The 11,769-nt window shown below is 75.2% G+C and carries 11 protein-coding genes; 8 read left to right on the top strand and 3 right to left on the bottom strand.

From position 1 onward, the window contains the following. Positions 1 to 125: 125 nt before the first annotated feature. Positions 126 to 1,964, bottom strand: a complete 1,839-nt coding sequence (locus H9623_RS00185) for an HAD family hydrolase (protein WP_321575176.1) — start codon at positions 1,962 to 1,964, stop codon at positions 126 to 128. Positions 1,965 to 2,083: 119 nt separating this feature from the next. Between H9623_RS00185 and H9623_RS00190 the strand changes: the two genes are divergently transcribed. Further along, positions 2,084 to 3,073: a LacI family DNA-binding transcriptional regulator gene (locus H9623_RS00190; RefSeq protein ID WP_321575177.1), complete on the top strand. Its 990-nt coding sequence runs from the start codon at positions 2,084 to 2,086 to the stop codon at positions 3,071 to 3,073. A gap of 22 nt (positions 3,074 to 3,095) precedes the next feature. On the opposite strand, the gene H9623_RS00195 is transcribed toward H9623_RS00190, so the two are convergent. Further along, positions 3,096 to 3,815 carry a TetR/AcrR family transcriptional regulator gene (locus tag H9623_RS00195; protein ID WP_193718080.1) on the bottom strand — a complete coding sequence of 240 codons (720 nt, stop codon included), beginning with the start codon at positions 3,813 to 3,815 and terminating at the stop codon, positions 3,096 to 3,098. A 260-nt stretch (positions 3,816 to 4,075) separates the two neighbouring features. Between H9623_RS00195 and H9623_RS00200 the strand changes: the two genes are divergently transcribed. From H9623_RS00200 to H9623_RS00230, 7 genes are all read left to right on the top strand, one after another. Next, positions 4,076 to 4,654, top strand: coding sequence for a hypothetical protein (locus tag H9623_RS00200; protein WP_193718081.1), 579 nt, complete (start codon positions 4,076 to 4,078; stop codon positions 4,652 to 4,654). A gap of 53 nt (positions 4,655 to 4,707) precedes the next feature. Then, the gene (locus H9623_RS00205) at positions 4,708 to 6,288 is read left to right on the top strand and encodes a DUF7059 domain-containing protein (RefSeq protein ID WP_193718082.1); all 1,581 of its coding nucleotides are present in this window, start codon (positions 4,708 to 4,710) and stop codon (positions 6,286 to 6,288) included. A gap of 153 nt (positions 6,289 to 6,441) precedes the next feature. Beyond that, positions 6,442 to 6,870 carry a VOC family protein gene (locus tag H9623_RS00210; protein ID WP_193718083.1) on the top strand — a complete coding sequence of 143 codons (429 nt, stop codon included), beginning with the start codon at positions 6,442 to 6,444 and terminating at the stop codon, positions 6,868 to 6,870. A gap of 149 nt (positions 6,871 to 7,019) precedes the next feature. Next, on the top strand, positions 7,020 to 7,973 hold the full coding sequence (locus H9623_RS00215) for a LysR family transcriptional regulator (protein ID WP_193718084.1): 954 nt from the start codon (positions 7,020 to 7,022) through the stop codon (positions 7,971 to 7,973). Between the two features lie 222 nt (positions 7,974 to 8,195). Beyond that, positions 8,196 to 9,533 (top strand): S1 family peptidase, encoded by a 1,338-nt coding sequence (locus H9623_RS00220; protein WP_193718085.1) that lies wholly within the window; start codon positions 8,196 to 8,198, stop codon positions 9,531 to 9,533. Between the two features lie 155 nt (positions 9,534 to 9,688). Beyond that, positions 9,689 to 10,195, top strand: a complete 507-nt coding sequence (locus H9623_RS00225; RefSeq protein ID WP_193718086.1) for an AAA family ATPase — start codon at positions 9,689 to 9,691, stop codon at positions 10,193 to 10,195. A gap of 84 nt (positions 10,196 to 10,279) precedes the next feature. Then, positions 10,280 to 10,855: a hypothetical protein gene (locus H9623_RS00230; RefSeq protein WP_193718087.1), complete on the top strand. Its 576-nt coding sequence runs from the start codon at positions 10,280 to 10,282 to the stop codon at positions 10,853 to 10,855. On the opposite strand, the gene H9623_RS00235 is transcribed toward H9623_RS00230, so the two are convergent. Continuing rightward, positions 10,795 to 11,520, bottom strand: a complete 726-nt coding sequence (locus tag H9623_RS00235) for a hypothetical protein (RefSeq protein ID WP_193718088.1) — start codon at positions 11,518 to 11,520, stop codon at positions 10,795 to 10,797. The two genes, H9623_RS00230 and H9623_RS00235, sit on opposite strands and share 61 nt — an antisense overlap. Between the last annotated feature and the right edge of the window lie 249 nt (positions 11,521 to 11,769).

The raw sequence follows: 11,769 nt of genomic DNA on the forward strand, positions 1-11,769 counted from the left end.
GGGCGGGGACTGACGGGCCGGGGCGGTGGAGCTCGCGGAGCCGTTCATGGTGTGCCTTCCTGGGGCGGTCGGTGCTGCGGTGGGTGACAGGTCGTGCGGTGAGGGGAAGGGCCTGGGCTGCCGGGTCAGCGGCCGTGCCGCGCGGGCGCCGCAGGCACAGCGGGCGCCCACAGCGTCAGGAGGTCCCCGACCTCGGCGATCACGTGGTCGGGCCGGAGGGCGCCGTCGGCCGCGTCGAGGGTCGCGTCGCTGCTCGACCCGCCGCGCACGAGCACGACGGTCCCGACGCCCGCACCCCGCGCGGCCAGGACGTCACGGTGGGGCTTGTCCCCGACGAACCACGCGGACCGGGGGTCGGCGTCGAGCGCAGTCAGGGCCGTGCGGGCCGTGACCGGGTCGGGCTTGCGGTGGCCGAGCTCGTCCGAGTAGACGTGCACGCCCACGAGGTGGTCGATCCCGAACGCCTCGAGCTCCTCGCGGACCGCTCGTCCGCAGACCGTGTTGGACACGATCGCGACGGGGACCCCACCGGCGCGCGCGGCCTCGAGCACGTCGCGCACCCCCGGGCGCAGGGTCGGCAGGCTCTTGGAGCGTGCGTACTCGAGGATCAGCGCGTACGCCTCGGCGCGCAGCCAGTCCTCGATCCCGTCCCCGAGGTGGGCGAGGGCCGGGCCGACCAGCTCGACCCAGAAGGTCGTCGCGTCGATCTCCTCGACGTCCTCGACGAACCCGGCTGCGGGGTCCGCGGGAGTGCCCGCGGCGGGTGCCCCCTCGTGCCGGTCCTTCCAGGCGCGGTGGCGCACGCGCGCCCCGGCCACGGCCTCGACCGCCTCCTCGGGCGAGAGCGTGTACCCCGCGACGGCGAGCCGCTGCGAGAGGTGACGGCCGAACGCGAGGCGCGCCGCGTCGTCGGGCACCGAGGTCACGACGACGCCGCCGTGGTCGAGCAGGAGCGCCGACGGGCGTCCCGCGGGCGCAGGCACCGCGGGCCGTGCGCTCGGCGTGCGCGTCTCGGCCCCCGTCGCCCCCGCCGCGTCGAGGGTGCTGGTGGGCGCGACGGGCACCGACGCCCGCAGCAGGTCACCGATGCCCTCGGGGGTGTCGAGCACGGCGTCGGCCGTGTCGGTCACGGGGTAGGGCGGGACGTCGCTGTGGTGGCGCGTGAGGATCACGGCCCCCACGCCGGCGCGACGTCCGGCGACGACGTCGCGGTCGAGCGTGTCGCCCACGTACCAGGTCCGCCCGGGCGTCGTCCCGAGCGCACGCGCGGCCATCGTGATGATGCCCGGGTGCGGCTTGCGGAGGCCGACCTCGTCCGAGTAGACCTGCACGCCGAACGCCTCGTCGAGGCCGTGCGCGGCCAGCAGCGTGCGGTGCGCGCGGCCCGAGTGGGCGTTGGACACGATCCCGACCGTGACGCCGAGCTCGGTCGCGGTCGCGAGCAGCTCGGGGATCCCGGGGCGCACGGAGTGCTCGCTCAGGGTCGCGGTCAGCCGCGCCAGGAGCGTGCCCGCGCTGCCCGCGAGGACCTCGCGCTCGGCCGGTGGGAGGGGGGAGGCGAGGAAGTCGTGCCAGATCGTCCGGTGGTCCAGCTCGAGCGGTGCGAGGCGGCGGCTCGACGCGTTCTTCCAGTCCTTGAGGGCCTTGACGCCCCCGCGCAGCACGGGCTCGAGCGACTCGGGTGAGCGACGGTGGCCCGCGCGGCCGAGCACCTCGCTGAGGTGGGCCGCGAGCTCGCCGTAGCCCTCGGGGCGCTTGGTCGTCTGGAAGATCACGCCGCCGAAGTCGAGGAGCAGCGCGTCGGGCCGCACGCCCAGGCCGGGCGACGGGCGTCGGTCCGTCCCGCCGACCTCGACGGTCGGGAGCGTGGGCAGGGGGGCGTCGGCCGGGGCGTCGGTTGCGGCGGAGGGGACGGCGGAGGCGCCGGCGAGGGGCACGGGGCGAGGCAGGTCGGTCGTGGTCACAGTGGGACCGTAGGTACGGGGAGCGACGGCCCGGCGTCCCCCGGGTGTCCGGCGGGCGAACGCCGACCGAACATATGGAACGTTCCAGACCAGGGCGGTCCGGAGGGGAGAATGGACCGGTGAACCCCCGCCCGACCCTCCTCGACGTCGCCGCCCACGCAGGCGTCTCCAAGTCGCTCGTCTCGCTCGCCCTGCGCGGCGACCCGGGCGTGAGCGAGCGCACGCGCGAACGCATCCGGCGTGCGGCCGACGACCTCGGCTACCGCTCCAACGCCCTCGCGCGCAGCCTCAAGCAGGGCCGCACGATGCTCCTCGGGGCCGTCCTGTCGAGCCTCGACAACCCGTACCACACCGAGATCGTCACGGGCGTCGAGGAGGCCGCCCGCGAGGCGGGCTTCTCGGTGCTCCTCGTCCACGGGTCCCGCGACCGTGGGCACCTCGCGGGCCACCTCGACACGCTGCTGAGCCTCAACGTCGACGGGCTCGTGGTGATCAGCTCCTGGCTCGAGGAGGAGCACCTGCGCGCCGCCGCCCGCCGCGCACCCGTCGTGATGGTCGGGCGACCGCTGGGCGCGGTCGACGGCGTCGACACCGTGACCAACGACGACGCGCGGGGCGCGGCGCTCGCGGTCGACCACCTCGTGGGCCTCGGGCGCTCGCGGATCGCGCACGTGAGCGGGAGCGCCCGCCCCGCGGGCCTCGCACGGAGGGCCGGGTACGAGGCCGCCATGCGGCGCCACGGCCTGACCGAGGAGATCCGTGTCGTCGGCCCCGGCGTGCCGGTCGCGGACCTGGTCGAGGACGGCTACCGGGGAGTGTTCGCGCGCAACGACGTCGAGGCGTTCGACCTGCTGGACCACGCGCACGACCGGGGCCTGTGCGTGCCGCAGGACCTCGCGGTCGTCGGGTACGACGACTCGGCGCTCGCCCGGCGGGCCCGCCCCCGCCTCACGAGCGTCCACCAGCCGCGGGGGCGCATGGGGGAGCTCGCGGTCGAGCTGCTGCTCGAACGGCTGGGCGGTCGGGGCGAGGACCGGCACGAGGTGCTCGCCCCGCGCCTCGTGGTGCGCGGGTCGACCGTGCCGGGAGAGTCCCCGTCGGAGCGGTGACCCGGAGGTCCTCGACGGAGGCTCAGCGCCAGTGCTCGAGCAGCCGCGCCGTGGTCTCCGTCGCCCGGTCGAGGACGTCCTCGGTCCCGTAGGACGCTGCGGACAGCAGGGACGCGTCGATGAAGTGCCCCAGGAGGTCGACGTCGGTGACGTGCTCGTAGCCGCTCGCCTCGAGGACCGTCCTCAGGGCGGCGAGGAGGCGGGGTCGGGACGCTCGCAGGATGGGGCGCAGCGCGGGGTCGCGCATGGCGGTGAGCATCGGGTCGAGGCGGACGTCGACGACCGAGTCGTCGACGGTGGGCGCGTAGAACGTCTCGATGAGCAGGCGGGCGGTCGTGGTCGTCCCGCGGTCCCGTCGCACGAGGGTCTCGGCACGCTCGGTCGCGGCCGTGCAGCGCAGGTCCTCGGCGGCCTCGACGGCGGCCTTGACGAGCGAGGAGCTCGACGGGAAGTAGTACGAGGCCGATCCCTGAGGCACGCCCGAGGCCCGGGCGACCCGCCGGTGCGTGACCGCGCCGAACCCCTCGGAGATGAGCAGCCTGGCGGCAGCGTTGATCATGGCGCGCTGCCGGTCGTTGCTGCGCGTCTGGACGGGGGTCCGTGCGTCGTTGCTGCGCGGCCGCGCGCCGGGCGCGACCCGCCCGACCGTCCGGGTGGGCGCCGGTGGGGCCGTCCCGCCGGGGGACGGGTCGTCGTCGATGCGTGATTGTCCCCGGTGCGGGTCCCCCTGTGTCGCGTCCACGTGACCATCCTAGGGAGAAAAGGCGCAATCCGGTACGGCAGCGCACCAGCAGTAATTGATACGCCCGTATGGTTATCGGCGAGGACCGGGGTCGGGCCCGCTGCCTCACGACTCGTGGCCCCCGATGGTCGTGGTCGTCTTCATGTCCGGCCTCATCGCGCTCGGCCGTCACGCACACCGGGCTCGTCGTGGACACCATGGGCCGACCTCCGGTGGGCGGGGAGTTTCGGCGCACGGGCCCGAGCCCGCATCATGGAGGCATGAGTACCTCGTTCTTGCGCCCGACGGCGGCGCTCGCCGTCGTCGGACTCCTCGCCCTGGGAGCATGCTCGGACGGAGGCGGCGCCGCGACCCCCGCCTCGTCCCCGACGACCACCCAGAGCACCGCCGACGCCGGCACGGACAGCGCCGCGGTCGACGCCGCGACCGACGCCGCCTCGGCCGCCGACGCGGAGGCTGCGGCAGCGGCCGCGGAGGGGGCCGAGCCGGACCCCGCGGTCGACACGTCGTTCTGCGCGGAGGTCGAGGCGGCCTGGGCGGCAGCCAACACCGCGCAGGTCTCGATGAGCGTCGACCACCCGCGGACCCTCGTCACGGGCTTCGAGAACGCCCGCGTCGCGCTCACGAGCGTCGAGCCGCCCGCGGACGTCGCGGCCGACTGGAAGACCGTGACGTCGTACGTCTCGACGGCCGCCACGGCTCTCGCGAAGGCCGACAGCGACTCCCCGAAGGAGATCGTCAAGGCCCTCGACGACGCCGGCAAGGACCTGGACACCGACGCGATGACGGCCGCGTCGGCGCGTGTGACGGAGTACCTGGACACCACCTGCGGAGGGTGACCCGAGCCGGCCCGGCGTGGGGCGCGTGAGCAGGGTCGGGGGAGGATGGTCGTATGCCCCTCGGTGAACCCACGATCGACCCACGCCTCCTGCCGCTCCTGCGCGACGACCTCGCGGCCGCCTCCTACACGGTCGACGGGGTCGAGGACTTCCTCGGCCCGCTCGCGTCCGCGGCCCTGCACCGTGAGCAGGCCGTGCCTGCGCTGCGTGTCGCCCGGGCTGCGCTCGACGACGCGACGGGAGCGACGCCGTCGGGCAGGAGGGAGCCTCGCGCGGTGCTCACCGCGCTCTTCCTGCTGGGCCTCGCGGTCCGCCGCGCGGACCTCGACGCAGCCCTGCCCGGGGTGGGGACGGACGGCGCGGCGCGCCTCGGCCTCGTCGCTGCGGCGGGCGCCGGGCCCGACGACGGCGTCCGCGCCCTGCTCGACCTGCGCCCCTACGCCGCGGCCGACGCGGCCGGACCGGTCGAGTGGTGGCTGGCCTCCGACCTGGGCGAGCTCGCGACCGGACGACGCCTCGCAGGAGACCACGTGCTGGGGGCCGGCGGGGCCTCGATCACGCTCGCACAGGTGACCATGCGCACTCCCGTGGGGCGGGTGCTCGACCTCGGGACCGGCTGCGGCATCCAGGCGCTGCACGCGTCGCGGCACGCGCGGTCGGTCGTCGCGACCGACATCTCCCGGCGTGCGCTGCGGTTCGCCGAGTTCAACGCGGCCCTCGACGGGGTGAGCCTGGACCTGCGCGAGGGCTCGATGCTCGACCCCGTCGCGGGCGAGCAGTTCGACCTCGTGGTCTCCAACCCGCCGTTCGTCATCACGCCGCGCGCCGCCGGGGCGGGGACCATCCCCGAGTACGAGTACCGCGACGGCGGCCGTGCGGGCGACGACCTGGTGCGCGACCTGGTGCTGGGCGTCGGGGACGTGCTCGCACCGGGTGGCGTCGCGCAGATGCTCGGCAACTGGGAGCACCGGCGCGGCGAGCCGTGGACCGAGCGCGTCGGGGCGTGGCTCGACGAGGCCGGGCTCGACGGGTGGGTCGTCCAGCGCGAGGTCCTCGACCCGGCCGAGTACGCCGAGACGTGGATCCGCGACGGCGGCACGACGCCCGAGCGTGAGCCCGCCGCGTGGGCAGCGTCGTACGAGGCGTGGCTCGACGACTTCGCGACGCGCGACGTCGAGGCCGTGGGGTTCGGGATCGTGACGCTCCGCAAGCCCGCCGATGGCCACGGCGTGAGCCTGCGCCGCCTCGAGGAGCACACGGGGTCGGTGCGCCAGCCGCTCGGCGGGCACCTCGCGGCCTCGCTCGCCGCGCACGACTGGCTCGAGGCCCGCGACGACGCCGCGCTCGCGTCGTCCCGGCTGTCCGTGGCGCCCGACGTGACCGAGGAGCGGTACCTGACGCCCGGCGCCGAGGACCCGAACGTCGTCATCGTGCGGCAGGGAGACGGCCTGGGGCGTGGGCTCCAGGCGTCGACCGGGCTGGCCGCGCTCGTGGGCGCGAGCGACGGCGAGCTGACCGTGGGCCAGCTGATCGGGGCGATCGCGTCCCTGTTCGAGGTGCCGGTCGGGGACCTCGCGGGCGAGCTGCTGCCTGCGGTGCGGGGCCTCGTACGGGACGGGTTCCTGGTGCCTTGAGCCTCTCCGCCGCGAGGTGCCGAGCACGGGGTTGAGGTCGTCATCCGGGTGATGGCGGCCTCAACCCCGTGCTCGACCGCGCGGAACCCCGTGCTCGACCGCGGCGACCGGAATGGCCGTGCGCCGGTCGCCGGGCCTGCCTAGGTTGAGCCCATGACCTCCCGCATCCAGCACACGACGTTCGACGCTCGCGACGCCTACGCGCAGTCGGTCTGGTGGTGCGGTGTCCTCGGCTACGTCGAGGACCCCGACGACCCCAACCTGCCGGGCCACGAGGAGTGCATGATCTTCCCGCCGGGCGGCACCGACGCCCCGGCCGAGTCTCGCGGACGCCTGCTGTTCATCGAGGTCCCGGAAGGCAAGGAGCTCAAGAACCGGCTCCATCTGGACCTGCGGCCCACCGACGCCACGCGCGAGCAGGAGGTCGAGCGCCTCCTCGGCCTGGGGGCCACGCAGCTCGCCGACCACCGGCGCCCCGACGGCTCGGGGTGGGTCACGCTCGCAGACCCCGAGGGCAACGAGCTCTGCATCCTGCGCAGCGACGCCGAGGTCTCGGCGCAGGTCTCGGCGCAGGCCGGCTGAGCCCGACCAGCGACCGGCCGCGACCGGCCGAGCACGGGGTTGAGGTCGTCATCCGAGCGATGACGACCTCAACCCCGTGCTCGACCGCGCGGAACCCCGTGGCCGCCGACGAGGCGCGGGAACCCACCCTCCGCGCTAGTTTCAGGCCCATGGACCTCGAGCTCCGTCACCTGCGGCTCATCGTGGTCGTCGCGGACCAGGGCAGCGTGACGCGGGCCGCGGCGGCCCTCGGGATCGCGCAGCCCGCCCTGACCGCGCAGCTCAACCGCATCGACCGCGCGCTCGGCGGGCAGGTCTTCACGCGCGACCAGCGCGGCGCCCACCCGACCGCGCTCGGCGAGCTCGTGCTGGGCAGGGCACGCATGGTGCTGCCCGCCATGGAGTCCCTGCTCGACGACGTGCAGCAGCACGTGAACCGTGACGAGGACGGCCCGGGGACGCTGCGCGTCGGGACGGTGGCGAGCGCGCTCTCGGGGCGGTTCGTGCACCGCCTCGTCACGGGGCTGCCCGAGGTCCGGGTCACGACCGCCACGAGCTGGTCGGTGGACGACACCGCGCACCAGCTCGCGGTCGGCACGCTCGACGTCGCCCTCGTGGGGCTGTGCTCCGACGCGAGCCCGCCGACCCCAGGAGGCGTGACGTGGTGGCGCGTCGACGTCGACCCCGTGTTCGTCCTGCTGCCGGACGCCCACCCGCACGCCGACCGCTCGTCGGTCTCGCTCGGCGACCTCTCCGACGAGGTGTGGCTCAGCGGTCCGGGCGAGGGCTGCTTCGAGCGGTGCTTCGCGCAGGCGTGCGCGCGGGCGGGCTTCACGCCGTCGGGCCTGAGCGAGGCCGACCGGCCGACGGTGATCGACCTCGTCCAGGCCGGCCACGCGGTCGCCCTGGTCCAGCCGACGTTCCCCGACACCCCGGGGACGCAGGTCGTCCCGCTCGACGACGCCCCGCTGCGGTGGGCGCACTACGTGGGCTGGCGCGGCGGCGCGTCGCACCTGCCCGTCGAGGTCCTCGTCGACGCCGCGGTGCGGTCCCACCACGACGCCGTGAGCCGCAGCCCCCGCTACCTGTGCTGGCTCGACTCCTACGGGGAGACCCTCACATAACGCCCCGGTATGACCTGGCTGGCATCTGTGCGCCCCACGTCCCGCTCCCTAGCGTGAGCCTCGTTCACCCGGCGATCCCGGGACCCGACGAAGGGACAGCGAGATGGCACGATCATTCTGGAGGACGCTCGCCACGGCGTGCGCCGCGACGGCGATGGTTGCCGGACCCACGGCGCTCCTCCGACCGTTTCACCCCAGACCTCCTCGAAGGTCTCGCCCGAGGTGCTCCGTGCCCTCCAGCGAGACCTGGGGCTGACCGCCAAGGACGCGACGAAGCGTCTGGCGTTCCAGTCCGACGCGGCGAGCACCGAGGACGCGCTCGCCGAGAACCTGGACGCCTACGCGGGCGCCTGGGTGGACCCCGGCCGGAACAGGCTGTACGTCGGCGTCGCCGACGGCACCGAGGCGAAGGAGGTCCGGGCGGCCGGGGCGACGCCCGTGGTCGTCGACCACACGCTCGCCGAGCTCGACGCGTGGAAGGTCGCGCTCGACGGCGAGCTCACCGACCCGGCCGCGGTCCCGAGCTGGTACGTCGACGTCACGACCAACCAGGTCGTCGTCAACGTGCACGACGGCGGCCGCGCCCTCGCGGAGCGGGCGGCCGCGAGCGCGGGCGTCCCCGCCGACGCGGTGACCTACGTGACCACGACCGAGGCTCCCCGGCCGCTGATCGACGTGGTCGGCGGCAACGCGTACACCATGGGCTCGGGCGGCCGGTGCTCGGTGGGCTTCGCGGTGAACGGCGGGTTCGTGACCGCCGGGCACTGCGGGACGACGGGCACCCGGACCTCGGGGCCGGGCGGCACGTTCCGCGGGTCCAGCTTCCCCGGCAACGACTACGCGTGGGTGCAGGTCGACGCGGGCAACACCCCGGTCGGGGCGGTCAACAACTACAGCGGCGGCCGCGTCGCGGTCGCGGGCTCGACGGCCGCGCCCGTGGGGTCGTCGGTCTGCCGGTCGGGTTCCACGACGGGCTGGCGGTGCGGCACGATCGCGGCGTACGACAGCTCGGTGACGTACCCGCAGGGGACGGTCTCGGGGCTCATCCGCACGAACGTGTGCGCCGAGCCCGGCGACTCGGGTGGCTCGCTCGTCGCGGGCAACCAGGCGCAGGGCCTGACGTCCGGTGGGTCGGGCAACTGCTCGTCGGGCGGGACGACGTACTTCCAGCCCGTCAACGAGGCGCTGTCCGCGTACGGGCTCACGCTCGTGACGTCGGGTGGTGGGGGCACCGAGCCTCCGCCGGTCGGGTGCGCGGGCTACGCGCGGTCCTACCAGGGCAGCGTCTCGGCCGGGGCGTCGGTCGCCCAGCCGAACGGCTCCTACGTCACGGTCCAGGGCAGCGGCGTGCACCGCGTCTGCCTGAGCGGCCCGGCCGGGTCTGACCTGGACCTGTACCTGCAGAAGTGGAGCGGGTCCGCGTGGGCGAACGTCGCGTCGTCGACGTCGCCGGGGGCGGCCGAGGCCCTCACGTACACGGGGACGGCCGGGTACTACCGGTACGTGGTCCACGCGTACGCGGGCTCCGGCGCGTACACCCTGGGAGCGACGACGCCGTAGCGGCTCCGGTCGACGACGAGGTCGAGGCCGCTACCGGTCCGGTGGCGGCCTCGGCCCCGTCCTCGACCGCGCAGACGCCCGTTCTCGACCGGGGGCGGCTGACGCCACGCACGCTCGACGCGCCCCGGAAACATGGAGGGCCTAGTCTCACGATCGTGCTGATCGCGATGGCGGGACTTCCCGGGACGGGCAAGAGTCGACTCGCGCGCCTGCTCGCGCGCGACCTGAGGGCCGTGGTGCTCAGCGTCGACCCCGTCGAGGACGCGTACCTCCGGGCAGGGGCCGTGCACGACGACGTCACGGGCCTGGGTGCCTACCTCGCCGTGGAGTCGGTCGCGGAGGAGAACCTGCTCCTGGGGCACGCGGTCATCGTCGACGCGGTCAACGACCACCCGGCGGCCCGGCAGCAGTGGGTCGACCTCGCGGCGCGCGTCGGGACCCGGCTCTGGTTCGTCGAGGTGCAGCTCCTGGACGAGGACCTGCACCGCGAGCGCCTCACGGCCCGCGGTACGCGCTACCCCGCCCTGCCCGAGCCCGGGTGGGAGTCGCTCGCCGAGCGGGCCCGGGCGCTCGCGGACTGGACCGACCCGCGGCTGCGGCTCGACGCGTCGCTCGACGACGCGGAGCTGCTCGCGGCGGCCAAGGACTGGCTGGACGCCTGACCCTGCGGTGCTCGCCCGCGGGCCGGTCCGGCCCGGGCCCGCAACGGTCGGTCGGGTGGCGGGCCCGGACGGTACGCTCCGGCCATGTCCCGCACGACCACCCTCGACGAGGCGCGCACGACCGGTGCGGTCGTCACGATCCACCGCCGCGCCCTGGGCCCTGGCGTCGACCTGCTGGACGGGGTGGTGCTCGCGACGGGTGCCTGGACGCTCGTCGGTGCGTTGGCGGACCGGGCGCACGCCGACGGCTACGAGGCGATCCGGACCGAGGACGTGACGCGGGTCCGTCGGGCGCGGCGCTCGGACCAGCGCTTCGTCGAGCGGGCCGCGTCCGGGCTCGGGGCGTGGCCCCCGCCGCTCCCGGACCTCGACGTCGACCTCGCGTCGGTCGACGGGGTCGTCCGGTCGGTCGCCCGGGCGAACCGCGTGCTCGCGGTGCACGCGGAGGGCACGGCGCCCGACGAGTGCTTCCCCGGGGCGGTCGAGGAGCTGACGGCCGAGGGGCTGGGGCTGAGGTTTCTCGGCACGGCCGGGCGCTGGGAACGGGCGCCGAGGTGGTTCGGGCTCGACGAGATCACCCGGGTGTCGTGGGGGTCGCGCTACCTCGACACGTTCGACCGGTTCGGCGACCGGTCGCCGTTCGCGTCGCCCGACCGGTAGCCCCTCGCCGGGTCCGCCGGTGCCACGGGCTCGTCCGGCCCGGCCGACCCGCCGGGGGCCGGACCCTCGCCGCGCCCAGCACCCGTGTCCTTCGCGCCGCTCCCGAGCCCGAGCAGCACCCACACGGGACCGAGCACGACCCATGCCCCGAGCACGACCGCGACGCGCAGCGCCCAGGTCCACAGCGGGTCGTCGGGCCACCGGTCGGGGGCGACGAGCCCGGTGCCCGCGACGGTCGAGAGGGTCGCGATCACCCCGAGCGCGATCACCGCGGCGATCACGGCCTTGCCGAGCTCGCGCACCTCGTGGACCAGGCCCGCCAGGCCGTCGCCGGGTGGTTTGACGGGCTTCGGCCCGTCGCCGGACCGGTGCGCGGCGTGCGCGTCGGCCCACCGGACGACCGAGTGCCCGAACGCCACCGTGAACCCCAGGTACACGGCCGCGAGCCCGTGCACGGCCTCGGGGGGCGACCCGCTCGCGACGTCCGCGACGGACACGGTCACGAGCAGCAGGTCGATGAGCGGCACGCTGAGCAGCAGGACCGTGCTGAGCCGCTGCCGACGCAGCACGTACCGCGCGAACAGGCCCGCGCCGAGCACGACCCAGAAGCCCACCTCGCACGCGAGGACGAGCAGGACCAGGGGGTTCTCCAGGAGGGTCGCCATGGTGTCCATGCTGGTCGGGTCCGGGCCCGACGGCGTCGCCCACCCCGCCGATCCTCGCCCGCCACGCGTACATCGTTCGACGGAGGCCCCGGCGGAGGTTGCGCCCGGAGCGACGCGCCCGCGGACCCGGTGCGCCTGGCGGCCGTGCCGATCCGAGGATCGCCGGGCCCGGCGCCTAGGATGCTCCGTGCGGCTGATCGTGCGGTCCCCCTGCAGCGACCGCTCCATCCGGCGCACGGACCACCCACC

The organism is Oerskovia douganii, from assembly GCF_015142735.1.
In the GTDB taxonomy this organism is placed as follows: Bacteria; Actinomycetota; Actinomycetes; order Actinomycetales; family Cellulomonadaceae; genus Oerskovia; species Oerskovia douganii.